The organism is Streptomyces sp. NPDC058662 (assembly GCF_042716255.1).
Lineage (GTDB): Bacteria > Actinomycetota > Actinomycetes > Streptomycetales > Streptomycetaceae > Streptomyces.
In genome coordinates this window covers 1-25,284 of record NZ_JBHXRU010000047.1, presented here as the reverse complement: position 1 = coordinate 25,284, position 25,284 = coordinate 1, and the positions used below count along the sequence as shown (strand labels likewise).

Sequence of the window (25,284 nt, the reverse complement as noted above, 5' to 3'; positions counted from 1 at the left end):
CCGGCCGGGGCGCCCGAATGGCTTACGGGAGGCACGGTGCGACGGCGTGGCCGCCCGCGCCGTGCCCGGCCCGCCGATGTAATGAGCCCCGGCAGGACGGAGTCCCGATGCACGAGATGTCGATCGCCCTGGCCGTCGTGGGCCAGGTGGAGGAAGCGGCCCGGGCCGGAGGCGCGAGCCGCGTCACCGCTGTCCGGCTCCAGGTCGGGGAGCTGGCGGGCGTGGTCCCCGACGCGCTGGCCTTCTGCTTCGAACTGGCCTGCGCCGACACGGTGCTCCAGGGCGCGGTACTCACCGCGGAACCGGTGGCGGCCCGCGCCCGCTGCGGCTCCTGCACCGGCGCATGGCTGGTGGGCATGCCCCCCGAACTGTGCTGCCCCGGCTGCGGGCGGGCCACGGACGTCGAGCTGCTCTCGGGCCGCGAGCTGCAGATCGTCAGCGTGGACTGGGAGGACGGCCCCGCCCGAGCGGACAGCCGTGAACCGATCTCCGAGGAGGCCTGAAAACCATGTGCCGAGTGGTTGATCTGCGGCAGGCGGTACTCGCCAGGAACGAGGAGGCGGCGCACGCGCTGCGCTCCGAACTCACCGCGCGGGGCACCGTGACCGTCAATCTCCTCTCCAGCCCGGGCAGCGGCAAGACGGCGCTGCTGGAGCGTGAACTGCTCCTCGCCCGCGAGCGGGGAGTCGCCGTCGCCGCGCTCACGGCCGACCTGGCGACCGAGAACGACGCGGTACGCCTCGCCCGCTCCGGCGCCCCCGTCAAGCAGGTGCTCACCGACGGGCTCTGCCACCTGGAGGCCGCCATGCTGAGCCGGCACCTCGACGGGTGGCTGCCCGAGGACACCCGGCTCCTGTTCGTCGAGAACGTCGGCAACCTCGTCTGCCCGGCCTCGTACGACCTGGGCGAGTCCCTGCGCGTGGTGCTCGCGTCGGTCACCGAGGGGGAGGACAAGCCGCTCAAGTACCCGACGGCCTTCGGCCTGGCCCAGCTGGTGGTGGTCACCAAGACGGACATCGCCGAGGCCGTGCAGTTCGACGAGGCCGCCTTCCGGGCGAACGTCCAGCGGGTCAATCCCGGGGTCGAGGTGGCGCTGACCTCCGCCCGCGCGGGCGAGGGGCTCGGGGTGCTGCTCGACCGGGCGCTGGCCGCCGGTGCGGGGAGCGCCGTGCACGTACCCGTCATGGCGCGCCGGCAGGACGGCCCGGGACACGGCCACCACCACGGTCCCGACCACCGGCACGGCGAGCACGACCACGGCGACCACCACCACGGCGACGGCGACCACGACGACCACCACGGCGACCACCACCACGGCGACGGCGACCACGACGACCACCACGGCGACCACCACCACGAGGGTCCGCACCCCGTGGCCCGCACCCGTTGAGGGAGTCCGTGCAGCGGCGGCGCGTCACCGTCCGCGGCGTGGTGCAGGGCGTCGGCTTCCGCCCCTACGTGTACACGCGCGCCGTGGGCCTCGGCCTCGCCGGGCATGTCACCAACACCCCGGAGGGCGTCGTCGCCGAGGTCGAGGGCGCGTCGGCCGCCGTGCTGCGGTTCTGCGAACGGCTGGCCGCGGACGCGCCCCCGCTCGCCGTGGTGGACGCCGTCGACCACTGCGAAGTACCCGTCGCGGGCGGCGCCGGCTTCACCATCGTGGCCTCCCGCACCGGCGGCCCCGCCCGTACGCTGGTCTCCCCGGACATGGCCACCTGCGCCGACTGCCTCGCCGAGCTGGCCGACCCGGCCGACCGCCGCCACCGGCACCCCTTCATCACCTGCACTCACTGCGGCCCGCGCTTCACCATCGTCACCGGCCTGCCCTACGACCGCGCCCACACCACCATGGCCGGCTTCCCCATGTGCCCCGACTGCGCCCGGGAGTACACCGACCCCGCCGACCGGCGCTTCCACGCCCAGCCGGTCGCCTGCCCGGCCTGCGGCCCCCGGCTCAGGCTGCTCACGGGGCGGCCGGTCCGCGAGGCGCCCGACGCCGACCCGGTCGCCGGCGCCCGCCGGCTGCTGGCCGCCGGGGCGATCCTCGCCGTCAAGGGGCTCGGCGGCTACCACCTCGCCTGCGACGCCGCCCGGCCCGAAGCGGTGGCCGAACTGCGCCGCCGCAAGGGCCGGGGGGACAAGCCGTTCGCCCTGATGGCCCGCGACCCCGCCGACGTGGAGCACCTCGTGCACCTCGGCACCGAGGAGCGCGGCCTGCTCACCGGCGGGGTACGGCCCATCGTGCTGCTGCGCCGCCGCGCCGGCGCCGCCGGGGGAACCGCCGAGGCCGTCGCCCCGCGCTGCCCGGACCTCGGGGTGATGCTCCCGTACACCCCGCTGCACCACCTGCTGCTCGGCCTGCCCGGCGACCCCCCGGGCCCCCGCCTGCTCGTCATGACCAGCGGCAACCTCGCCGGGGAGCCCATCGTCACCGACGACGACGAGGCACTGGAGCGGCTGGGGCGCCTCGCCGACGCCTGGCTCACGCACGACCGGCCGATCCATGTGCCCTGCGACGACTCCGTGGTGCGTGTCTGCGACGGCGAGCAGCTCACCCTACGGCGCTCCCGCGGCTACGCCCCGCTGCCGCTCGCGCTGCCCGTCGCGGTCCCCGCGATCCTCGCCACCGGCGGGGATCTCAAGAACACCTTCTGCCTCGGCGAGGGGCGCAGGGCCTGGCTGTCCGCCCACATCGGCGACATGGACGACCTCGCCACGCAGTACGCCTTCGAACGCGCCGAGCTGCAACTGGAGTCGCTCACCGGCGTCACCCCCGCCCTGCTCGCGGCGGACCGCCACCCCGCCTACCGGTCCGGCCGGTGGGCCCGGCGCGCCGCCGGCGCCCGCCCCGTGGTCGGGGTGCAGCACCACCACGCGCACATCGCCTCGGCGATGGCCGAACACGGGCTGGACGGCGGACGGCGTGTGATCGGCGTCGCCTTCGACGGTACCGGCTACGGCGAGGACGGCGCGGTCTGGGGCGGCGAGGTGCTGCTCGCCGACTATGCCGGTTTCACCCGGTTCGCCCACCTCGGGTACGTGCCGCTGCCGGGCGGCGACGCGGCGGTGCGGTTCCCGTACCGCATGGCCCTGTCCCACCTGCGGGCCGCGGGGATCGACTGGCTGCCGGAGCTGCCCTGCGTCGCGGCCTGCCCGCCGGACGAACTGCCGCTGCTGGCGACCCTGCTGGAGCGGAACCTCACCTGTGTGCCCACTTCCAGCATGGGGCGCCTCTTCGACGCCGTGTCCTCGCTCGCGGGGATCTGCCACACCGCCGGGTACGAGGCCCAGGCCGCCGTCGAGCTGGAGAACGCCGCCCTGTCCGAGGCGGGAACCGCTCCCGGCCCCGGCGGGAACTACGCCTTCGGGCTCCGCTTCCCTCCCGTGGACGCCGGGCTCCCGGTCACCGCCGACCCGTCCCCGGTGCTCGCCGCGGTGGTGGCCGACGTACGCGCGGGCGTGCGGCCCGCCGTGATCGCGGCCCGCTTCCACGCCGGCGTGGCCGACCTCGTCACCGCGCTCTGCGAGAGCGCGCGTGAGCGGCACGGCCTCGACACGGTCGCCCTGACCGGCGGGGTCTTCGCCAACACCCTGCTCTCCGGCGCCTGCGCCCGCATGCTGCGCGGGCGCCGCTTCACGGTCCTGCGCCACCACCTCGTCCCGCCGAACGACGGCGGGCTGTCCCTCGGACAACTCATGGTGGCGGCGGCCCACGCCCCCGTCGCGCGAACCCATCCACAGCAAGGAGAAGCCCATGTGCCTGGCGGTACCCGGCAGAGTGCTTGACATCGGGGAGAGGGACGGCACCCGCATGGCTACCGTCGATTTCGGCGGCGTGCAGAAGGAGGTCTGCCTCGAATACCTCCCGGACCTCCAGGTAGGCGAGTACGCCATCGTCCACGTCGGATTCGCGCTGCAGCGGCTCGACGAGGAGTCCGCCAAGCAGACCCTGGCGCTCTTCGCGGAACTCGGCATGCTCCAGGAGGAGTTCGGCGACCCGTGGCAGACGGCGGCGGAGGCCGGCGGTACTCCCTGGCCGTTCTCGGACGACGAGCCCACCGAAGGCGCACGGCAGAAGGAGCCCCGGCAGTGAAGTACATCGACGAGTTCCAGGACCCGGACCTCGCCCGCCGGCTCCTCGACGACATCCACGCCACCGTCACCCGCCCCTGGGCGCTGATGGAGGTCTGCGGCGGTCAGACGCACACCATCATCCGCCATGGCATCGACCAACTACTGCCCGAGCAAGTGGAGTTGATTCACGGTCCGGGGTGCCCGGTGTGTGTCACCCCGCTGGAGGTCATCGACAAGGCGCTGGAGATCGCCTCCCGGCCCGACGTGATCTTCTGCTCCTTCGGCGACATGCTCCGCGTCCCCGGTACCGGACGCGACCTGTTCCAGGTCCGCAGCGAGGGCGGCGACGTACGGGTCGTCTACTCACCTCTCGACGCCCTGCGGATCGCGCAGCAGCACCCGGAGCGCCAGGTGGTGTTCTTCGGTATCGGCTTCGAGACGACCGCCCCGCCCAACGCGATGACGGTGTACCAGGCGAAACGGCTGGGCATCGCCAACTTCAGCCTGCTGGTCAGCCACGTCCGGGTCCCCCCGGCCATCGAGGCGATCATGCGCTCGCCGAGCTGCCGGGTCCAGGGGTTCCTGGCCGCCGGGCACGTGTGCAGCGTCATGGGCACGGGGGAGTACCCCGATCTGGCCGCGCGCCACAAGGTCCCCATCGTGGTGACGGGCTTCGAGCCGCTGGACATCCTCGAAGGCGTGCGCCGCGCCGTGCGGCAGCTGGAGCGCGGTGAGCACACCGTCGACAACGCCTACGCCCGCGCGGTCCGCCCGGAGGGAAACCCGGCCGCCCTCGCCATGCTGCGGGACGTCTTCGAGGTCACCGACCGGGCCTGGCGCGGCATCGGCGTCATCCCCGACAGCGGCTGGCGGCTCTCCGAGCGCTACCGGGAATTCGACGCCGAGCACCGCTTCTCGGTGACCGGGATCCAGACCCGCGAGCCGGCCGAGTGCCGCAGCGGCGAAGTGCTCCAGGGGCTGCTGAAACCGCACGAGTGCGAGGCCTTCGGCGGTCTGTGCACCCCGCGCAGTCCGCTCGGAGCCACCATGGTCTCCAGCGAGGGCGCGTGCGCCGCCTACTACCTCTACCGGCGGCTGGAGCTCACACCGGCCGCGAAGGCCCCGGCGGGCGCGAAGCCCGCGACCGGCGAGAACGCCGCACCACTGGAGGCGAGCCCCGTTGCCTGACACCACGCTCGACATCACCGGATGGACCTGCCCGGTGCCGCTGCGGGACCGCCCCCGCGTGGTGATGGGCCACGGCGGCGGCGGAGCGCTCTCCGCCGAACTCGTCGAGCACCTCTTCGCCCCCGCCTTCGGCGGCGAGGTACTCGCCCAGCTCGGGGACTCCGCCGCGCTCAGCCTGGGCGGGGTGCGCCTGGCCTTCTCCACCGACTCCTACGTCGTGCGCCCGCTCTTCTTCCCCGGCGGGAGCATCGGCGACCTGGCGGTCAACGGCACGGTCAACGACCTGGCCATGAGCGGGGCCCGGGCGGCCTACCTGTCCTGCGGGTTCATCCTCGAAGAGGGCGTCGAGATCTCCGTCGTGGCGCGCGTGGCGGAGGCTCTCGGAGCGGCCGCGCGCGCGGCGGGCGTCGAGGTGGCGACCGGCGACACGAAGGTCGTCGAAGCGGGCCACGGCGACGGCATCTACCTCAACACGGCGGGCATCGGGCTCATCCCCGACGGGGTGGACCTGCGTCCGCAGCGCGTGGTGCCCGGCGACGTCGTGATCGTCAGCGGGGAGATCGGCCTGCACGGTGTGGCGATCATGAGCGTGCGCGAGGGGCTCGAATTCGGCGTCGACGTGGTGAGCGACTGCGCCGCCCTCGGCGGCCTCGTCCAGGCCATGCTCGCCGTCACCCCGGACATCCACGTACTGCGCGACCCCACGCGCGGCGGGGTGGCCGCCTCGCTCAACGAGATCGCGGCCGCCTCCGGCACCGGAGTCGTCCTGCACGAGGGGAAGGTGCCGGTCCCCGCGGCCGTGGGCAACGCCTGCGCGATCCTCGGCCTCGACCCCCTGTACGTGGCCAACGAGGGCAAGCTGGTCGCCTTCGTGCCGCGCGAGCACGCGGACGCCGTCCTCGACGCCATGCGCGCCCACCCGCTGGGCCGCAGCGCGGCGGTCATCGGCGAGGCGGTGGAAGCCCACCCCGGCCTGGTCGTGGCCCGCACCGGCCTCGGCGGCACGCGGGTGGTCGACCTGCCGATCGGGGAGCAACTGCCCCGTATCTGCTGAGAACCCGGGAGCCGGCCTCCCGCGATCCGACCCCTCGGACCGGTCCCCTGCGGACCGACAGCCGCGGCGACACCTGACGGTCGCCGCGGCTTCCGCGTGTGCGCCTTCGCGAATGCACCGCGGAAGTGCAGTGAATGTGTGGGTGGTTCGAAGAGTGTGATCATCCTGCGGTGCTGCCGAGGGGATCTTATTGAGAAACCTTGTTGAACAACGCTGACGGCCGGGGCGGCCTTGAATCACCCCCGTGAATCGGTCAGGGTTTCGAAGCGGCCTCTGGAGATCTTTCGGTTCCAACAGGGGTCGCACGACAACGCTTTGACGCCCCACACGTCAACACGAGGAGAACGTCCTTCATGTCAACGCACAAGCATGCGCGCACCCGTTCACGCGGCTTCCGACTCCTTGCAGTCGCGACGGGAGTCACCACCGCAACCGGTCTCTGCGTGCTGCTGTCCCCCCTCGCGGGCGCCACCCCTCCGGCCGAGGGAACGGTGTACGGCCTCGGCGCCCCCGGAGCGCTCAGCGGCAGCTACATCGTCATCCTCGACGAGGACGCCGACAAGCAGGCCCTCGCCAAGAAGTACGGCGGGGAACTCAAGCGCAGCTACACCTCCGCGATCAACGGCTTCTCCGCGGCCGGGATGTCGGAGTCCGACGCCAAGCGCCTCGCCGCCCACCCGGCCGTCGGCAAGGTGGTCCAGAACAAGAAGTTCTCCATCAACACCACCCAGGACAACCCCCCGTCGTGGGGCCTCGACCGCATCGACCAGAAGGAGACGGCCGCGGACGACAAGTACACCTACCCCGACGCGGGCGGCGAGGGCGTCACGGCGTACGTCATCGACACCGGTGTGCGCGTCACCCACAAGGACTTCGGGGGCCGCGCCGAGCACGGCTTCGACGCGGTGGACAACGACGACAGCGCCGACGACGGGAACGGCCACGGTACGCACGTCGCCGGCACGATCGCCGGTACGGCGCACGGCGTCGCGAAGAAGGCGAAGGTCGTCGCCGTCCGCGTCCTCGACGACAACGGATCGGGCAGCACCGAGCAGGTCGTGGCCGGCATCGACTGGGTGACGCAGCACCACTCCGGGCCCTCGGTCGCGAACATGAGCCTCGGCGGCGGGGCCGACGAGGCGCTCGACGAGGCCGTGCGCCGGGCGATAGCCGCCGGTGTCACCTTCTCGGTCGCGGCGGGCAACGAGTCCAGCGACGCGGGACAGGGATCGCCCTCCCGCGTGGGCGAGGCGCTCACCGTCGCCTCCAGCACGGCCGCCGACGCCCAGTCCTCCTTCTCCAACTTCGGCGCCGTCGTGGACCTCTACGCCCCCGGCTCGGAGATCACCTCGGCCTGGAACGACGCGGACACGGGCACGAAGACCATCTCCGGCACCTCGATGGCCGCTCCGCACGTGGCCGGCGCCGCCGCCCTCTACCTGGCGGGCAACACGAGCGCCACGCCCGCACAGGTCGCCCAGGCCCTGACCGCCGCCGCGACGGCAGGGAAGATCACCAACCCGACCGGGGCCACCCCGAACAAGCTGCTGAAGGTGTCCGGGCAGTAGGCGACACCCCCACAGACGCCGAGGCCGCCGCACCCGAGGGGGGATGCGGCGGCCTCGGCACCGTCAGGACCGGGCACCGATCAGGCGACCCACGGCTTCCACACCTGCTCGTTGCGCTCCACCCAGGCCTTCGCGGCCTCCTGCGGGGGCAGCTTCTCCTCGGCGATCATCAGAGCCACCTCGTTCTGCTCCTCGACCGTCCAGCGGAACTCCTTCAGGAAGGCGGCGGCCTCCCCGCCCTCCCGCGCGAAGCGCGTGTTGAGGAACTTCCTGAGCGGCGTGTGCGGGTAGCCGCAGGCCACCTCGCTCGGCTCCGCGTCGCACCCCTCCTCGTACGCGGGCAGCTTCACCTCCGTCAGAGGGACCCGCTCGAACAGCCACTGCGGCTGGTACCAGTAGGTGAGGAAGGGCTTGCGCTCCTTGGTGAACTGCTTGATCTGCGTGATCTGCGCCGCCTCGGACCCCGCGAAGACGACCTCGAAGTCGAGGTCCAGGTTCTTCACCAGCGCCTTGTCGTTCGTGACGTAGGAGGGGGAGCCGTCCAGCAACTGGCCCTTGCCGCGGCTCTCCGCCGTGCGCAGCTCCCCGGCGTACTTGTCGAGGTTCCTCCAGTCGGTGACGTCCGGATGCGCCTCGGCGAAGTACGTCGGCACGAACCAGCCGATGTGGCCGGTCACCCCCAGCTCGCCGCCCGGGACGACCGTCTTCTTGTCCTCGACGTACCGCTTCTCCTGCTCCGGGTGCCCCCAGTCCTCCAGGATCGCGTCGACGCGGCCCTGGCTGAGCGCGTCCCACGCCGGAACCTCGTCCACCTGGACGGTGTCGACGCGGTAGCCCAGTTCGTGCTCCAGCAGGTAGGCGGCGACGGCGGTGTTCGCCTGGGCGCCGACCCAGGACTGCACAGAGAGGGTGACGGTCTTCGCGCCGCGCGCGGCGGCGTACGGGGAGGACTGGCGGGTCATGTCGGCCGCGCCGCAGCCGCTCAGCGCGGCGAGCGCCGCCGTCGCGGTCAGCGCGGCGACAAGCCGTCGGCCGCGGCCCGGTGCGTGGTGGCGGATCGGCATGTCAGGCCTCCTTCACGGGCTGGGTGACGCGGTCGAGCAGCAGGCCGAGGCAGACGATCGCGGCTCCGGCCACCAGCCCGGTGGCCAGGTCGCCCTGCGCGAGGCCGAGTACGACGTCGTAGCCGAGCGCGCCACCGCCGACCAGACCGCCGATGACGACGACCGCGAGCACCAGCACGACCGCCTGGTTCACGGCCAGCAGCAGCGCCGGACGGGCCAGCGGCAGCTGTACCTGGCGCAGCAGCTGGGACCGGGTGGCGCCCAGCGAACGGGCCGATTCCACGGCTGCCGGGCTCACCCCGCTCAGCCCGTCCGCGGTGATGCGGACGACGGCGGGCAGGGCGTAGACGACGGCGGCGGCCGCGGCCGGCGCGCGGCCGACGCCGAACAGGGCGACCACCGGGATCAGGTACACGAACTGCGGCATGGTCTGGCACACGTCCAGCACCGGCCGCAGCAGACGGTGCGCCCGGGGGCTGCGGGCCGCGGCGACGGCGATCGCGAAACCGAGCACCAGGGTGACCGCGACCGCGGCCAGGACCTGCGACAGGGTGTCGAGGGAGGACTCCCACACGCCGAGGACCCCGACGCCGGCCAGGGCGAGGACGGCCGTCAGCGCGGTGCGCCAGGTGCCGACGAGCAGGCCGAGCGCGGCGACCAGCAGCAGGAGCAGCCACCAGGGCGCGGCCTGCAGGCCTGCGCGCATCGGGTCCAGGACCCAGCCGGTGAAGCCGGCCGCCCAGTCGGCCGTGCCGCCCACCACGGGCACTCCGGAGTAGAGGTGGTCGGTCATCCACGCGACCGCCCGGTTGACGGGCTCCGCGACGGGCACCGTCCAGGACGCGGGCCACAGCGAGGTGCCGGCCATACGCCCCGCCGCGGCGGCGGCGACGGCGGCGAGGACGGTGAGCAGACGGCCGTACCAGCCCGCGAAGACCCGGCGGAGCAGGCACTGCCGCGCTTCCGGCATCGGGTCGGAGCCCAGCCGGGCACCCGCCGCGTCGGCGGTGCGGTCGAGGACCACCGCGAGCAGCACGATGGGGACGCCGGCGGCGAGCGCGGCGCCGACGTCGACCGCGGCGAGGGCCTGGTACACCCGGTCGCCCAGCCCGCCCGCCCCGATCACGGAGGCGATGACGGCCATGGACAGCGCCATCATGATGGCCTGGTTGACGCCGAGCAGCAGCTGTCGGCGCGCCAGCGGCAGCCGCGCCGTGAGCAACCGCTGCCGCCCGGTCGCACCGAGCGAGGCCGAGGCCTCCAGGACGCCGGCGTCGGCCTCGCGCAGGCCGAGCGCGGTCAGGCGGGCCATCGGCGGGGCCGCGTACACCACGGTGGCGAGGACGGCGGCGGGCACGCCGATGCCGAAGACCAGCACCATCGGCAGCAGGTACGCGAAGGCGGGCAGTACCTGCATCGTGTCGAGGACCGGGCGCAGGGCGCGACCGGTGCGCGGGGACAGTCCGGCGGCGAGGCCGAGGAGGGCGCCGACCAGGACGGCGGCCACGACGGCCACGGCCATCAGGGCGAGGGTCTGCATCGTCGGCACCCACATGCCGAGCAGCCCGCAGGCGGCGAAGGCGGCGACGCAGGTCGCGGCGAGCCGGATCCCGGCCAGGCGCAGCGCGACCAGCCCGGCCAGCGCGGTGACACCGACCCAGCCCGCGGCGAGCAGGACGGTGTACACCGCGCGGACGGACACCACCACGACATTGCTGACGTGGCCGAAGAAGTAGAGGAAGAGCGGGTGGCCGTCCCTGTGGTCGACGATCCAGTCACCGGCCCGGCCGAGCGGGCCCGAGAGGTCGACGGCGAGCGCGCCGGGCCAGCTGCCCGCACCGGGGAACAGCAGCGCGAGCGGGAGCAGCACCACCGCGGCGACGGCCAGGGGCAGGACCCTGCGGCCGGCGCGGTGGGGGAGCGCCAGGGCCCGCATGCGGCCGAGGCGCGGGGATCCGGCAGCGGCCGGGGGCCGCGCGGGCCGTGCGCCCCGGACCGGCCGGTCGGGCTGCGCCGGGAGCCCGCGCTTCGCGGACTCGCGTACGGGGGCGGTCGGCGCGGGCGGGGTCGCCCGTCTCGTCGTCGTGGTCATCCGAGCCACCTTCCGGTGCCGGGGGCGGGCGCCGGGGTCCGAACCCCACCCGCACGGTGCGTGCTGTGCGTACGGTGCTTCATGCGGCAACCTCCCGGCCGGCGGCGGGCAGGCCGGCCACCACGGCGAGCAGGCCGGCGTCGTCGACGACACCGAGGCAGCGCCCCTGGTCGACGACCCGCGCGGGGCCACCGCTGCGGGCGACCGCCTCGATGGCTTCCACCACCGTGGCGGCGGGAGCCAGCGCGGGCCCGCGGTCGGCCTCGCCGGGAGCTGCCGGGCGCATCGCGCTGCGCACGGTGAGCACCTGCTCGCGCGGTACGTCGCGGACGAAGTCCCGTACGTAGTCGTCGGCGGGGGAGCCCACGATCTCCTCGGGAGTGCCCAGCTGCACGACGCGGCCGTCGCGCATCAGCGCGATCCGGTCGCCCAGGCGCAATGCCTCCGACAGGTCGTGGGTGATGAAGACCATCGTGCGGTGCTCGTCGTGGTGGAGCCGCGCCACCTCCTCCTGCATCTCGCGCCGGATCAGCGGGTCGAGGGCGCTGAACGGCTCGTCGAACAGGAGGACTTCCGGGTCGGCGGCGAGTGCGCGGGCGAGTCCGACGCGCTGCTGCTGGCCACCGGACAGCTGCCCGGGCCGTCGCCCCTCCAGACCGTCGAGGCCGACCTTGGCCACCATCTCGGCCGCCTTGGCGCGGCGGTCGGTACGACTGGCGCCCTGGATCTCCAGACCGTAGGCAACGTTGTCGAGGACGCTGCGGTGCGGCAGCAGACCGAAGTGCTGGAAGACCATGGCGGCGCGGTGACGGCGCAGTTCGCGCAGCCGGGCCGGGTTCATGGCCAGGACGTCCTCGCCGTCGATGGCGAGGGATCCCGCGGTGGGCTCGATCAGCCGGGTCAGGCACCGCACGAGGGTGGACTTGCCCGAGCCGGACAGGCCCATCACCACGAAGACCTCGCCCTTGCGGACGTCGAAGCCGACGTCGCGGACGGCGGCCGTGCAGCCGGTGCGCTCGCGCAGTTCGGCGGCGGGCAGCGCCGCGTCCTCGGATCCCGGCACCCGGGCCGCCGCCCGCGGCGGCCCGAAGACCTTCCACAGGCCCCGGACGGAGAAGACGGGCGTGCCGGTGGAGTCGCTGTGCACCGCGGTCACCGGCCCTCACCACCCAGCAGCTCGGCGGCTTTCTCACCGACCATGAGCACTCCGATCATCGGATTGACCGCGGGCATCGTCGGGAAGACGGAGGCGTCCGCGATGCGGATGCCGTCGAGGCCTCGGATCCGCAGGTCCGGTCGTACGACGGCCATCTCGTCGTCGGCGGCGCCCATCCGGCAGGTGCCCGCCGGGTGGTACACGGTGTGCGCCACCGAGCGGGCGTATGCGCTCAGCGCCCGGTCGTCGGTGATCTCGGGGCCCGGGCAGACCTCGCGCCGCAGCCATCCGGCGAGCGGCTCCGACGCGGCGATCTCACGGGCCAGCTTGATGCCGTCCACGAGCGTACGGGCGTCGTAGTCCTCCTCGTCCGTGAAGTAGCGGAAGTCGAGGGCGGGCTTGACCTCGGGGTCCGGGCTGGTGAGGTAGAGCCGGCCGCGACTGCGCGGCTTGGGGATGTTGGGGGTCAACGAGACGCCGTGCGCGGGGCGTTCGTAACCGAGCCGCTCCGGGTTGTCGGTGAACGGCACCTGGTAGAAGTGGAACATCAGGTCGGGCCCGGGCGAGTCCGGATCGCGCCGCACGAAGAGGCCCGCGTCACTGTCCATCGCCGAGTTCTCGGGGATGGGCCCGTCCGTCTCCCACACGATGACGGACTCCGGGTGGTCGAGGAGGTTCTCCCCGACGCCGGGCAGGTCGTGCACCACCGGGATGCCGAGCGCTTCCAGCTGCCCGCGGGGGCCTATGCCCGAGTGCAGCAGCAGCCGCGGCGTGTCGACCGCGCCGGCGCAGACCAGGACCTCGCGCCGAGCGGTGACCAGCGTCGTGGTGCCGTCCGCCGCGCGGACGTGGACGCCGCGGGCCCGGGTGCCGTCCAGCTCCAGGCGGTAGGCCCAGGTCTCCAGCAGGATGCGCAGGTTGGGGCGGTCGTCCATGACCGGGTGGAGGTACGCGACCGAGGCCGACGAACGCTTGTTGTCCTCGGGGTGGTAGGCGAGGTCGAAGAACCCGGCGCCCTCGTGGAAGGGTTTCTGGTTGAAGCCCTCGACGACGGGCACCCCGAGCGCGGTGCGCGCCGCGTCGACGAAGTCGCGTGCGATGGCGTTCCGGTCCGCCTCCGCCACCGGCACGATGTTGTTCAGCAGCCGGTCGAAGTACGGGTCCATCGCCGCCGCGTGCCAGCCCTCGGCGCCCGCGTCCGACCACTCGTCCCAGTCGGACGGCAGCGGCTTGAACGCGATCAGGGTGTTGTGCGAGGAACACCCGCCGAGGACGCGGGCCCGGCTGTGCCGGATGAACGAGTTGCCGCGCGGCTGCTCGACGGTGGGGTAGTCGTAGTCGAGGTCGCCGCCGAGCAGGCCCATCCAGCGGCGCAGCGTGAGCACGTCGGGGCGGTCGACATCGCTGGGCCCGCCCTCGATGACGGCGACCGTGACGTCGGGGTCCTCCGTCAGCCGGGAGGCGATCACCGACCCGGCGGTGCCGCCTCCGACGACGACGTAGTCGTACTCCTGCGGCGCGGTCTGCGCTGCCTGCGAGGTGTGTGCGGTCTGCGGTGTGCGTGCGGTGTGCGTGGTCATGTCGTTCCTGCCCCGTCAGCCCGCGAACCAGCGCACGGGGCGCGGCGCGAGGTTCGTGTACACGTGCTTGGTCTCCCGGTACTCGGCGAGCCCGGACGGGCCGAGCTCGCGCCCGATGCCGGATTTCCCGAAGCCGCCCCACTCGGCCTGCGGCAGGTAGGGGTGGAAGTCGTTGATCCAGACGGTGCCGTGCCGGAGCAGGCCCGCCACCCGGCGGGCCCGGTCCGCGTCGGCGCTCCAGACCGCGCCGGCCAGCCCGTACTCGGTGTCGTTGGCGAGCGCGACGGCCTCGGCCTCGGTACGGAAGCCCTCGACGGTCAGGACCGGACCGAAGACTTCCTCGCGCACGACGCGCATCCGGCGGTGGCAGCGGTCCAGGACCGTCGGCCGGTAGAAGTACCCCGGGCCCGGCGGCCGTTCACCCCCGGCGCGCAGAACGGCCCCGTCGGCGAGCGCAGCGGCCACGTACGACTCGGTGCGCTCCCGCTGCGCGGCGGAGACGAGCGGGCCGCACTCGACGCCCGCGTCGGTGCCGCGGCCGATACGGATCTTCTCGGCGCGACGGGCGAGTTCCGCGACGAAGCGGGACCGGACGGACTCCTCGACGATCAGGCGCGAGCCGGCCGAGCACACCTGGCCGCTGTGGATGAAGGCCGCGTTGAGCGCCTGGTCCACCGCGGTGTCGAAGCCCTCCTCGGTGGCGCAGGCGTCGGCGAAGACGACGTTGGGGTTCTTCCCGCCGAGTTCGAGGGCGACCTTCTTGACCGTGTCGGCGGCCGCGCGCATCACCTTCGTACCGCTCGTGAATCCGCCGGTGAAGGAGACCAGGTCGACGTCGGGATGGGTGGCGAGCCGGGCGCCGACCGGGTCGCCCGCCCCGGTGACCAGGTTGGCGACTCCGGCCGGCAGGCCGGCCTCCGCCAGCAGTTCCAGCAGGACCACCGTGGTCAGCGGGGTCAGCTCGCTCGGCTTGACGACGAAGGTGTTGCCCGCCGCGAGGGCCGGGGCGATCTTCCAGCTGGCCTGGAGCAGCGGGTAGTTCCACGGGGTGATCAGGGCGCACACCCCGACCGGCTCGTGCACGACGACGCTGTGGATCTCGGGGGACCCCGTGTCGACGACGCGGCCCGCACCCTCACCCGCGACGAGGTCGGCGAAGTAGCGGAAGGCGTCGCTGACGCAGTCCACGTCCACGCGGCCCTCCTCCAGGGTCTTGCCCGCGTCCCGGCTCTCCAGGAGGCCGATGCGCTCGCGGTCGCGCTGGAGCAGGTCGGCGGTCCGCCGCAGCAGGGCGGCGCGCTCCGCGACCGGGGTGCGCGGCCACGCTCCGTCGTCGAAAGCCGCCCGCGCCGCGGCCACGGCGGCGTCGGCGTCGGCGGCGCCCCCCTCGGCCACGACCGCGAGGACGGTGGCGTCCGCCGGGTCCAGGACCTCCCTGGTGGCTCCCGACGCGGCGGCCCGCCACGTCCCGCCTGCGTATATGGTCTTCTGCTCCGACACGACGCGCTGTACCTCCGGTTCCGACACCGCGGCGGACCCGCGGCGTCTGGAATCCCCGCGCATGCCCGCTGTCCCGGAGGCCATGTCCCCATAGGCGCAAGAGTGACGGGAGTCACTCGACACTCGCGAGTCCCGCAGGTCACATGGGTCACAAGGGGACGGGATCTGCCCGCTCGCGGCCGGTGCGAGCGGGCAGAACGTGTCCGGTCCCCGTCCCTCAGCCGGTCGGGAAGTCGTCCGCGCCGCGGACGCGCTCGCGGATCCAGACGCCGGCCGGCTTGAGCCGGCTCGTCCCGGCCCACGGCCCGTTGGCGGCGCAGGTGCCGGGGGTGAAGACCGCGCCCGTACGGCCGTCGTCGGAGAAGTTCCAGTTGACCCAGCTGATCTTCTTGGCCGCCATCAGGTCTAGGTACTTCTGCGACATCGCGAAGTCGTTTCCGCCCTCGCCCGCGTAGTTCTGCGTGCCGAACTCGGTGACGAACACCGGGATCCGGTCCGCGGCGCGGGACAGCGTCTCCAGGTACTCCTCGCGGTGCGAGTCCGCGTAGAAGTGGAAGGTGTACATGATGTTGGAGGCCCTCACCTGGTTCGCGACGACCTCGTTCTCGTTCCCGCCCTCGGAGACGCCGAAGGAGGACCAGGCGCGCGTGCCGACGAGGACCGGTGCGTCGGGGTCGATGCCGCGGATGACCGGGATGATCTGCTCCGCGTAGCTCTTGATCCGGCCCCAGCTCACCCCGCTCGGCTCGTTGGCCACCTCGTAGAGGACGTTGTTCTTGCCCTGGTGGCGGTTGGCTATGGCGGAGAAGAACGTCTTCGCCTTCGCGAGGTTGACGTGGGGGTCGCCCGGGTCGAGCATGTGCCAGTCGACGATCACGTACATGCCGCGGGCCGTCGCCTGCTCGATGAGCGAGTGCGCGAGGTCGGTGAACCTCCGCGGATCGGTCTCGTAGCCGCCCTCCTGGACGTACGTGGACACGCGCAGGACGTCCGCCTTCCAGTCCGTGGCGAGGGCGTCGAGCGAACCGCCGGTCAGGCGCTGCGCGTACCACTGGGTTCCGTGGGTGCTCATGCCGCGCAGCTGGACGGGCTTGCCGTACCGGTTGCAGAGCTTGGTGCCGCAGACGGCGAGCTGGCCGTTGACGCCGACCGGGGTGGCGCCGAGCTGGGGCGGGACGGCGGCGGTGTCGGCGGTGAGGGGGTCGTTGGGCCCGCCCGCGGCCCGCGATACGGACGCCGTCCGCGCTTCGTGGGTGACGGGCGCGCCCGTCGCGGACGAGGGCGCCGTGGTGAGGCTGACGAGCAGTGCGCCGATGAGGCTCGCGGCTGCGGCGAGGGTACGGGGCCGCATGTGTGGGGGTCGCAAGGTGTCTCCGTCTCGTTGGGGTGCGAGGACCGTAAGGAAACTTTCCTAACGACAAGGGAATAGCAGCTTCCGGGCACCCGCCACAAGACCCCAGGCCGTCATCGCGGCCCGCCCGGCGCCGAGTTGGGCCCGGTGCCGCGCGGGGTGAGGACTCCGGGCGGCGTCAGGCGGCCTGGGGACGCGTCGACGCGGGGCCGGGATCCAGAACGGCTGTGACCCGGCGGGTCAGGGGAGCGAACGCCAGCAAGTAGCACAGCCCGCCGACCGGGAGGAAGTCCAGGTCGGACCCGATCGCGACCGTGCCCACCACGACGAGGAGCAGCGAACGGAGGGCGTCCCGGCCGGTGAGGGAGGCGAGCAGGGTGATCAGCCCCACGTACAGGAAGAGGGGCCCGACCGTGTACACCAGCGGCATCACACCCGGTATGTCCTGCACTTGGGCGAAGAGCTCGCGCATCTCCGGCTTGTCGGCGGCGCGCAGGCCGACGTACAGGTCGACAGCGGCCTGGGTGAAGGCGGCGCCGGTCCCCACCAGCCCGGCCACCAGCCCGCCCCGGGCGAACCGGCGCCTGGCCGGGCCGCCGTCGGCGGCCGCGATGCGGTGCAGTCCCGTGCACGCGACCCCGAAGAGCACCACGCCCAGCAGGAAGGCCGCGTGGCCGGTGGTCCACGCCCATCCGGGAGCCCTGGACCCCACCGCGAACAGCCGTATGCACCCGTAGGCGATCAGGAGGACGGGGGCCGCGATGAAGGAGAACCGGGTGAGTGCTGCTCGTCTTGTCATGCACCCAGCCTGTCGGCCGCCCGGGGGCCCCGCCATGGGTGATCACCAGGAGGCGACCCCGAGCCCGCCCCCTACGTGACGGGGACGTTCCGGCCAACTCCCGTACGAACGGAACGGATAAGGGCACGCGTCGCTCTAGCCACATGTGCACCGTCCGGTGGCACTCCGGCCGGCAGGTCCGGACGACGACGTCGCAGAGGTTCCACTGATCCATGGGTCTGACAAGTAGCGCGCTCCTGGTGTGCGTCGTGCTGGGCACGGTGCTCCTGTTCGCCGGCACCGTGTGGTGGTGGCCGCGGCTCGCGCCCGGGAGCTGGAGACGTGTGCTCGGCCGGACGGGGCTGCTCGTCGCGGTGCAGCTGTTCGTCTTCGCCTCCGTGGCGCTCGCCGCCAACCGGAGCCACCTCATCTACGGCTCCTGGGCCGACCTGGCCGGACAGGAACAGCGCGCCGCGGCGCCCGGCGGCGCGGCCGTGGAGGTCCTGGGGAGGCAGGCACCGAACGTACCGGGCGGCGGAAACCCGCAGGTGAGCGGAGTGATCGAGAAGGTGATGGTGCACGGTGAGAGCTCCGGGATCGCCGCTGAGGCCTATGTGTACCTGCCGCCCGAGTACTTCCAGAAGGGCGCCGAGCAGCGGAAGTTCCCCGCCTCCGTCGTCCTGACCGGCTTCCCCGGCACGGCGGAGAACCTGCTCGCCGGGCTGCGCTACCCGAAGACGGCCTGGACCCAGGTCAAGCAGAAGAAGGCGCAGCCCATGATCCTGGTGATGATGCGGCCCACCATCGCACCGAACAACACCCAGTGCGTCAACGTCCCCCGGGGCGGCCCGCAGAGTGAGACGTTCTTCGGTACGGACGTGCCCAGGGCCGTCTCGGCCGTGTACCGGGTCGGCGGCGAGGCGCGCAACTGGGGGATCATCGGCAACTCGACCGGCGGCTACTGCGCCTTGAAGATGACGGTGCAGCATCCGGAGACGTACTCCGCCGGGGTGGGCCTGTCGGCTGAGTACAAGCCGGAGATCGACGCGGACTCGGGCGACCTCTTCCACGGCGACAAGGACGAGGAGAAACGATCCGACCTGCTGTGGCATCTGGACAACCAGCCGCAGGGGAAGGTCTCGTACCTGGTGACCTCCTCGTTGCAGGGTGAGGAGAACTACGGCCCGACCCAGCAGTTCATCAGCAAGGTGAAGGACCCGGGGCGCGTCTCCTCGATCACGCTGGACCACGGAGGCCACAACTTCAAGACGTGGAACCGCGAGATACCGCCGGCACTGGAGTGGATGAGCGGACGGCTCTCCGCCGAGTAGCACGCGTACGGGCCCGGAGTTCGGCGTGGCGGGGGAGTGGGCGGCCAGGGGCCCGGGCCGGGCGCGGGCGGGACCCCGGGACCACGACGTCCCGGGGCCGGTGTGCCCACTTCGCTCGACCGCCCGGTTCAACGACCGGCGCCCGCCGCCGTCACGCCCCACCTGGCCCCGACCGCATGGAACCGCGCCGGCGTGGAGTCGCGCCGGCATGGAGTCGCGCCGGCGTGGAACCGCGCCCGGACACCGACGCCGTCCGGGACCGGTCCCGGTCCCGGCACTCCGGCGGGCCCGTAGGCTGCCGGGGTGGACAGCGCGCGGTGGAGCCGACGACGGGTGATCGGTGCGGGAGTGGCGGCGGCCGGCGCGGCGCTGACCGGCTGCTCGGGCGACTCCGGTCCGGCGCCGCGGCTGCGGCTCGCGACGGGACCGGAGGGCGGTCCGTACAACGCGTTCGGCAAGGCCCTGGCCCGGGCCATCGCCGCGAGCGGCCGGCGGCTGGAGATCGTCCCGGTGAGCACCGCGGCGAGCGTGGACAACCTCCGCGAGCTCGACGCCGGTTCGGTGGAGCTCGCGCTGTCCATGGCCGACGTGGCCGCGGACGCGGTGCTGGGCCGCGAACCGTTCTCCCGGCCGGCGGCCGTGACGGCCCTCGGGCGGATCTACGTCAACTACACGCACCTGGTCGTCCCGGCGGACGGGCCGGTACAGGCGGTACGCGATCTCGCCGGCCGCACCGTAGCGGCGGGCGCGGCGGGCTCGGGGGTGCAGGTGGTGGCCGGCCGGGTACTGCGGGCGGCGGGCCTCAGCGACGGCCCGACGGCCGCCCGCGAACGGCAGCTGGGCCTCGCCCCGTCCGTCCGGGCGCTCCGAGACGGAGAGGTCGACGCGCTGTTCTGGTCCGGTGGCGTGCCCACCCCGGCCCTGGCGGCCCTGGCGGGGGACCTGCCCCTGCGGTTCCTCGCACTGGACGGCCACGTGGGCGCGCTGCGGGAGCGCCACGGCCCCGTGTACACGGCCGTCACGCTCCCCGAAGGGGTCTACGGCCTGGCCGGACCGGTGGGGACCATCGGCGTCGGCAACTACCTCCTGGCCCGTGCCGGCGTACCGCACGACGCCGTGCGCGACGTGCTCCAGGTGCTTTTCGACCGGTGGCGCGACCTGCTCCGCGAAGTGACCGCGGGCGCGCGGCTGGAGCCCCGCTTCGCGATCTCGACCGGAGACGTACCGCTGCACCCGGGCGCCGTCACCCACTACCGGTCCGTCTACGGCTGACCGGGGCTGCCCCTACAGCCGGACCGGCGCCCGCGCGTCCGGCCGCGGCTGTGCGGGCACCGTCACCGTCACGGTCACGGTCACGGCGCGGCCGGAAGCCGGAGCTCGACCACCAGCCCCCGGGGCGTACGGCCGCCGACATCGAGCCGGCCGCCGCTGACCCGGGCGATCTCGTCGGCGATGGCCAGCCCCAGCCCGCTGCCGGGCACGTTCTGGTGGTCGGGGGAGCGCGCGAAACGGCGCAGCAGCAGCTCCCGTTGGTCCTCGGGAACGCCCGGCCCGTCATCGGCCACCCGGACCACGGCGCTCCCGTCCGCCCCGCATGCCGCGTACACCTCCACGCGGCCGCCGCGCGGTACGAACTTCACGGCGTTGTCGAGGAGCGCGTCCAGGATCCGGCCCGCCGCGTCGGGAAGGGCCCGGACCCGCAGTTCCTGCGGCGGGACGGCGGCGCTCAGTTCCAGCCCGGCGTGCGCGAAGACCGGCCTCCAGGCCGCGACCCGTTCCCGTACCGCCCGCGACGCGTCCTGGTCCTCCAACCCGGCCGTCCCGGACTCCACGCGGGCCAGCGCCAGCAGGCCGTCGAGCAGTTCCTCCAGCCGCTCCGCCTCGTCCAGCGCCCCGGCGTGCTCGGCCCGACCGGGGCCCGGGGCCAGGTGCGGTTCCACGTTCTCCAGCCGCAGCACGAGGGTCGCCAGCGGATTGCGCAGCTGGTGCGAGGCGTCGGCGACGAAGTCGCGCTGACGGCCGATGGAGTGGGCCACGGCCTCGGCCATGGCGTTGAAGTGCCGTCGCAGCCGCCTCAGTTCCGGCGGACCGGTGTCCGACGCGGCACGCGCCTGGAGGCTGCCCGCCGCCAGCCGCTCCACCGCCCGGTCCAGATCGAGGACGGGGCGCATCAGCCAGCGCGCGATCCCCGCCGCGACCAGCGCCGCCGCGGCGAAGGCGGCGACCGCGCCCGTGCAGATCAGCGCCCAGCGGACCGCCACATCCCGGCGGGCGGCCCCTGTCGGTACGGCCATCAGGACCGCTCCGCTGACCCGCTCGTCCCGGCCGACGGGTTCGGCGAGCAGCACGATCCGCGGGCCCCAGGGGCGCAGGGTGGGCAGCCGGTCCGTGGAGCGGCCGGTGAGGGCGCGACGGGTGTCCGCCCCGGCGTCCGTCGCCGCTCCGGCGGCATCGGCGGCGACCGCGGCGGCACGGCCCGTACCGGCCCGCGCGACCGTGGCGCCCGCGGTGTCGACGACGACCACCCCGGCGCCGTACAGCTGGGCGTACCGGCCGATCTCGGCGGACAGCTCCTGTCGGTCGGGTACGGTGCGCACCCGATCGGCGAGGTCGGCGAACCGCACGGCCTCCGAACGGCGTTGCAGGAGCAGGTGCTCGGTCCGGCCCCGTGCGTAGGCATCGGCCAGCGGGACGCAGAGCAGGAGCGCCGCGACTCCCATGAGCACCATCAGTACGGCGAGGAGCCTGCGCCTCACGACTGCGGTCCCCGCCCGGTGTCCCGCGGCCCGCCCCGCTCACAGCGGGCGGTCGGCGGGCCGAGCTGGTAGCCGAATCCGCGCACGGTGCGCACCAGGCCCGAACGGCCGGTCTTCGAGCGGATACCCGCCACATGGACGTCCAGGGACCTGGACGCGGCGAGGAAGGCGTCCCCCCAGATGCGGTCCAGGATCGCCTCGCGGGAGTGCACCTCCTCCGGCCGCGCGGCCAGGAAGGCCAGCACGTCGAACTCGCGGCGGGTCAGCCGGACCTCGGTCCCGGCCACGGTGACCGTGCGGCCCGCCAGGTGCACCTCCACGTCCCCGGCGCGCACGGGCCCGCCCAGCCGGGCCGGCGCCGCGTCGGAGCCCGGGCGGCCGGAGGGCGTGCCGGTACGGCGGCGCACGGTGTCGATGCGTGCCATCAGCTCGGCCATCCGGAACGGCTTGACGACGTAGTCGTCGGCGCCCGCCCGCAGCCCCTGCACGATGTCCCGCTCCTCGCAGCGCGCGGTGACCACGATCAGCGGGGCGTCGCAGACGGTCCGCAGCCGCCGCAGCAGTTCGAGGCCGTCCAGGTCGGGCAGGCCCATGTCGAGCAGCACGAAATCGGCCTCGTGGACGTGGCGCAGGGCGTCCAGGGCCCGACCCACCCGGCGGACGGTGTGACCGCGCTGGGCCAGTGCGGTACCGAGGGCCTGGGCCATCCGGTCGTCGTCCTCGACGAGAAGCGCATGCATCGACAGTTCCCCGTGACCCCTGACCCCGACCTGTGCCCTGACCCGTGACCCCGTGACCCTGCTCCGTGACCCCGTGGTCCTGCCCCGTGCCCGGTCCGCCGAACCGGGCAGCAGCTTACGGGAGCGGACGCCCGGGGTCACCGGCCCCGATCAGCGGGCGGACTCGGCGGAGGCCGCGGCGACCCGCTTCCCGCCGTCCTCCTCCCGGGCCCGCGCGGCGTCGGCGTCGGCCTCCGCGCGGCTGAGCGCGACATCGCGGGTGTCGGGCATCAGGACGTACGTCACCAGGGAGACGAGTGCGCACGCGGAGACGTACCAGAAGAACATCGTCTCGCGGCCGCTGCTCTTGAACCACAGCGCGACGTACTCGGCCGTGCCGCCGAAGAGCGCGTTGGCGATGGCGTACGGCAGGGCCACGCCCAGGGCCCGCACCCGGGTGGGGAAGAGCTCCGCCTTCACAGCCGCGTTGATCGAGGTGTAGCCGGTGACGACGACCAGCGCGAGGAGGGACAGCCCGAGCGCGGACCAGTACGAGGTCGCCGACCCCAGGGCGGTCATGATCGGGTACGTGCCGACGGTGCAGCCCACCGCGAAGGTGATCAGCAGGGGACGCCGGCCGATCCGGTCGGAGAGCATGCCCGCGAAGGGCTGCAGCACGGCGAAGATCGTCAGCGCGGTGAAACTGACCAGGGTGGCGGTCGTCTTCGCCATCCCCGCGCTGCCGACGAGGTACTTGGTGAGGTAGGTGGTGTACGTGTAGTAGGCCACCGTGCCGCCCAGGGTGAGCGCCATGACCAGGCCCGCCTGCCGCCGGTGCTCCCACAGGACCTTCAGGGTGCCGCGCGCGCTGTCGTCGTGCGCGTCCGCGCCCTCCGACTCCTCCTTGAAGGCGTCCGTCTCCTGGAGCCGCCGCCGCAGCCAGAACACGACGACCGCGAACAGGGCGCCGAGGGCGAAGGGAATGCGCCAGCCCCAGCTCTCCAACTGGGCCGTGGTGAGCGTGTGCTGCATCGTGATGAGGATGCCCAGGCCGAGCAGCTGGCCGCAGGTCATCGACACGTACTGGAACGAGGAGCCCAGGCCGCGCCGGTTCCGGGCCGAGGCCTCGGTGAGGTAGGTGGCGCTCGCCGCGTACTCGCCGCCGATGCTCATCCCCTGGAGCAGCCGGGCGAGGAGCAGTACCAGGGCGCCGAAGTAACCGGCCTGGCCGTACGTCGGGGCGACGGCGATCAGCAGGGCGGCCACCGACATCATGGTGACGGTGAGCGTGAGCGCGCTCTTGCGGCCGTGCCGGTCGGCGGCGCGTCCCAGCACCCAGCCGCCGACGGGGCGCATCAGGAAGCCGACCGCGAAGATACCGGCCGTGTTCATCAGCTGAGTGGTCGGATTGTCGTTGGGGAAGAAGGAGTCGGCGAAGTAGATCGCGAAGCTGGCGTAGACGAACCAGTCGTACCATTCGACGAGATTGCCGAGCGATCCGCCGATCAGGGCGAGACGGCGCTTCCTGCGCTCGTCCTGCGGCGGCGACGCGGGCATGACGGCGGACGAGGACATGGCGGCTCCAGAGGGAAGTCCCTGATCGGGGACGGGAGGGTGCCCCCAGCGCGCCCGGCGGTGGGGAGGAATCCAGAGCATGGGGCCGGCCGCGACGCCCGGACAAGGTCCGCCGCGCAGATCTAACGTCCCGCTAAGGATGCCCGCCCCGATCGGCCGCGGCTAAGGATGCCCGCCGGATCGGACGCGGCCCGCGTGGTCGGGACGGCCCGGTGTGCTGTCCCCGCCGAACCGCGCGGGCCGTCCACCCGCCCGCGACGGGGGGACGCGAGTCGTTGACAGCCGCCCGCTCACGTGCGAAAAAGACAAGGAGGCCGCGTTCGGCCGTGTGTCCTCTCCTCGATGCGACGTCCACCTCGCGACCCCGCCGCCCAGGGCGGTGAAACGGGCGCCGGCCCGGGGGCCGCGTGAGACCTCCTGTCCCCGCACGCGAGACTGTCGAACAGTTGGTACACCACCGCATACGTGAACGGACGGCTCTCCCTTGACTCTGATTCCCGGATCCCGTGCAGCCGGACGGACCTGGACGGTCCGCCTCACCGGCCACGGCGACCACACCGTCTCCGTCACCTGCAGCGTCGAGGCGTGCCGCATGCCGGCGCGGTCCAAGGACACGGCGGGCATGCGGCGCTTCGCCGCCGAGCACGCCCGCGCGCACGCCCGGCTCGCCACCGTCCGCCCGAACGCCGCGTGCGCCTGCCGGGCCGCCGAGTGCGCCTTCCACGACAGCGCCCGGTCGGGCTGCTCGGGTACCCCGATGCTCGTCCTCGTCCACAACCCGGCCGTGGGACAGGTGTGGACGCTCGCCGAGGTCTGCCAGGAGTGCGCGCGGCTGATCCCCCACATAACGGTGCTCGGCCGCGCCGAGCGCCCGGGGACCGCCGCCGCGGCCGCACCCGGGCCCGCCGTCTCCGGTGGACCGGAACCGGTCGCCCGGGTGGCCGTGGCGGGGGGCTTCTCCTCACCCGAGGCGGCGCCGGAGGCCGTGGCCCGCCGCCGCCCCCACCGCGGCGGTCCCCGGCGTACCCGCTGAGCGGGCGCGGCGACGGATCAGACCCGCACCTCGGACTTCACGCCCTCGGCATCGGCCGTCGGCGCCGCGACCGCCGGCCCCTCCTGCGCGGGGGGTCGCGGAGCCGTGTACATCACCGACCCCTGCCGGTGCTCCTTCTCGATGACGCCCTTCTTGGCGAGGCCCTCCAGGGTGTTGCGCACCACCGGGGCGGACGTCGCGCGTCCGGCGCGCGCGGCCGTCAGCTCGGCGGCGACCTCGCTGACCATGCGGGGCTCGGCGGCGCCGACCAGCAGGGCGAGTACGAGCTCGCGCAGCGGCGGTTCCCCCGCCCGGGCCGGTGCGGCCCCGGCGGCCTTCTCCGCCACGGGCTCCGCCGGCGTGCTCGCGGCCGCGGGACGCGTGCGCCCCGCCGCGTGCGCCGCGGTCTTGCGCGCCGCCGTCTTCGCGGGCCGGCGCGCCACCGCCGTCCCGCCCCGCGCACCC

At 73.5% G+C, this 25,284-nt stretch carries 21 protein-coding genes; 10 read left to right on the top strand and 11 right to left on the bottom strand.

The features are described from left to right. Positions 1 to 107: 107 nt before the first annotated feature. The 7 genes from ACFWUQ_RS18240 to ACFWUQ_RS18210 all read left to right on the top strand — a co-directional run bounded on the left by ACFWUQ_RS18240 (position 108) and on the right by ACFWUQ_RS18210 (position 7,884). Positions 108 to 503 (top strand): hydrogenase maturation nickel metallochaperone HypA, encoded by a 396-nt coding sequence (locus ACFWUQ_RS18240; RefSeq protein WP_384538894.1) that lies wholly within the window; start codon positions 108 to 110, stop codon positions 501 to 503. Positions 504 to 508: 5 nt separating this feature from the next. Further along, positions 509 to 1,390 (top strand): hydrogenase nickel incorporation protein HypB, encoded by an 882-nt coding sequence (hypB, locus tag ACFWUQ_RS18235; protein ID WP_384538892.1) that lies wholly within the window; start codon positions 509 to 511, stop codon positions 1,388 to 1,390. Between the two features lie 8 nt (positions 1,391 to 1,398). Further along, entirely contained in the window at positions 1,399 to 3,786 is a 2,388-nt protein-coding gene (hypF, locus tag ACFWUQ_RS18230) for a carbamoyltransferase HypF (RefSeq protein ID WP_384538890.1), read from the top strand. Continuing rightward, complete coding sequence (locus tag ACFWUQ_RS18225; protein WP_384538889.1) at positions 3,755 to 4,093, top strand: HypC/HybG/HupF family hydrogenase formation chaperone; 339 nt, start codon at positions 3,755 to 3,757, stop codon at positions 4,091 to 4,093. The genes hypF and ACFWUQ_RS18225 overlap by 32 nt, the downstream gene beginning before the upstream one ends. Beyond that, complete coding sequence (gene hypD, locus ACFWUQ_RS18220; protein ID WP_384538887.1) at positions 4,090 to 5,262, top strand: hydrogenase formation protein HypD; 1,173 nt, start codon at positions 4,090 to 4,092, stop codon at positions 5,260 to 5,262. Before ACFWUQ_RS18225 ends, hypD begins: the two co-directional genes overlap by 4 nt. After that, complete coding sequence (hypE, locus tag ACFWUQ_RS18215) at positions 5,255 to 6,316, top strand: hydrogenase expression/formation protein HypE (RefSeq protein WP_384538885.1); 1,062 nt, start codon at positions 5,255 to 5,257, stop codon at positions 6,314 to 6,316. The genes hypD and hypE overlap by 8 nt, the downstream gene beginning before the upstream one ends. 353 nt (positions 6,317 to 6,669) lie before the next feature. Beyond that, on the top strand, positions 6,670 to 7,884 hold the full coding sequence (locus tag ACFWUQ_RS18210; protein WP_384538883.1) for a S8 family peptidase: 1,215 nt from the start codon (positions 6,670 to 6,672) through the stop codon (positions 7,882 to 7,884). An 80-nt stretch (positions 7,885 to 7,964) separates the two neighbouring features. Here the strand turns inward: ACFWUQ_RS18210 and ACFWUQ_RS18205 are convergent, their stop codons facing one another. From ACFWUQ_RS18205 to ACFWUQ_RS18175, 7 genes are all read right to left on the bottom strand, one after another. After that, the gene (locus tag ACFWUQ_RS18205; RefSeq protein WP_384538881.1) at positions 7,965 to 8,948 is read right to left on the bottom strand and encodes an ABC transporter substrate-binding protein; all 984 of its coding nucleotides are present in this window, start codon (positions 8,946 to 8,948) and stop codon (positions 7,965 to 7,967) included. 1 nt (position 8,949) lies between these two features. Beyond that, on the bottom strand, positions 8,950 to 10,884 hold the full coding sequence (locus ACFWUQ_RS18200) for an ABC transporter permease subunit (RefSeq protein WP_384538940.1): 1,935 nt from the start codon (positions 10,882 to 10,884) through the stop codon (positions 8,950 to 8,952). Positions 10,885 to 11,119: 235 nt separating this feature from the next. Then, positions 11,120 to 12,196 carry a glycine betaine/L-proline ABC transporter ATP-binding protein gene (locus ACFWUQ_RS18195; protein ID WP_384538879.1) on the bottom strand — a complete coding sequence of 359 codons (1,077 nt, stop codon included), beginning with the start codon at positions 12,194 to 12,196 and terminating at the stop codon, positions 11,120 to 11,122. Beyond that, positions 12,193 to 13,776, bottom strand: coding sequence for a GMC family oxidoreductase (locus ACFWUQ_RS18190; protein WP_384538877.1), 1,584 nt, complete (start codon positions 13,774 to 13,776; stop codon positions 12,193 to 12,195). Before ACFWUQ_RS18190 ends, ACFWUQ_RS18195 begins: the two co-directional genes overlap by 4 nt. Before the next feature lie 15 nt (positions 13,777 to 13,791). Continuing rightward, positions 13,792 to 15,276: an aldehyde dehydrogenase family protein gene (locus ACFWUQ_RS18185; RefSeq protein WP_384538875.1), complete on the bottom strand. Its 1,485-nt coding sequence runs from the start codon at positions 15,274 to 15,276 to the stop codon at positions 13,792 to 13,794. A gap of 217 nt (positions 15,277 to 15,493) precedes the next feature. Continuing rightward, complete coding sequence (locus tag ACFWUQ_RS18180; RefSeq protein ID WP_384538873.1) at positions 15,494 to 16,627, bottom strand: glycoside hydrolase family 5 protein; 1,134 nt, start codon at positions 16,625 to 16,627, stop codon at positions 15,494 to 15,496. A 178-nt stretch (positions 16,628 to 16,805) separates the two neighbouring features. Next, a complete protein-coding gene (locus tag ACFWUQ_RS18175; RefSeq protein ID WP_384538871.1) occupies positions 16,806 to 17,426 on the bottom strand; it encodes a hypothetical protein in 621 nt (206 codons plus the stop codon). A gap of 212 nt (positions 17,427 to 17,638) precedes the next feature. On the opposite strand from ACFWUQ_RS18175, the gene ACFWUQ_RS18170 reads away from it, so the two are divergent. Next, positions 17,639 to 18,736, top strand: a complete 1,098-nt coding sequence (locus tag ACFWUQ_RS18170; RefSeq protein WP_384538869.1) for an alpha/beta hydrolase — start codon at positions 17,639 to 17,641, stop codon at positions 18,734 to 18,736. A gap of 303 nt (positions 18,737 to 19,039) precedes the next feature. Then, the gene (locus ACFWUQ_RS18165) at positions 19,040 to 20,008 is read left to right on the top strand and encodes a TAXI family TRAP transporter solute-binding subunit (protein ID WP_384538867.1); all 969 of its coding nucleotides are present in this window, start codon (positions 19,040 to 19,042) and stop codon (positions 20,006 to 20,008) included. An 80-nt stretch (positions 20,009 to 20,088) separates the two neighbouring features. On the opposite strand, the gene ACFWUQ_RS18160 is transcribed toward ACFWUQ_RS18165, so the two are convergent. The 3 genes from ACFWUQ_RS18160 to ACFWUQ_RS18150 form a co-directional block, all read right to left on the bottom strand. Next, on the bottom strand, positions 20,089 to 21,492 hold the full coding sequence (locus ACFWUQ_RS18160) for an ATP-binding protein (protein WP_384538865.1): 1,404 nt from the start codon (positions 21,490 to 21,492) through the stop codon (positions 20,089 to 20,091). After that, the gene (locus ACFWUQ_RS18155; protein WP_384538863.1) at positions 21,489 to 22,232 is read right to left on the bottom strand and encodes a response regulator transcription factor; all 744 of its coding nucleotides are present in this window, start codon (positions 22,230 to 22,232) and stop codon (positions 21,489 to 21,491) included. Before ACFWUQ_RS18155 ends, ACFWUQ_RS18160 begins: the two co-directional genes overlap by 4 nt. Before the next feature lie 150 nt (positions 22,233 to 22,382). Continuing rightward, positions 22,383 to 23,768, bottom strand: a complete 1,386-nt coding sequence (locus ACFWUQ_RS18150) for an MFS transporter (RefSeq protein WP_384538938.1) — start codon at positions 23,766 to 23,768, stop codon at positions 22,383 to 22,385. 502 nt (positions 23,769 to 24,270) lie between these two features. Between ACFWUQ_RS18150 and ACFWUQ_RS18145 the strand changes: the two genes are divergently transcribed. Then, positions 24,271 to 24,819 (top strand): hypothetical protein, encoded by a 549-nt coding sequence (locus tag ACFWUQ_RS18145; protein WP_384538862.1) that lies wholly within the window; start codon positions 24,271 to 24,273, stop codon positions 24,817 to 24,819. Between the two features lie 17 nt (positions 24,820 to 24,836). On the opposite strand, the gene ACFWUQ_RS18140 is transcribed toward ACFWUQ_RS18145, so the two are convergent. Then, positions 24,837 to 25,284 (bottom strand): hypothetical protein (locus tag ACFWUQ_RS18140; protein WP_384538860.1); only part of this gene is annotated, 448 nt, incomplete at its 5' end.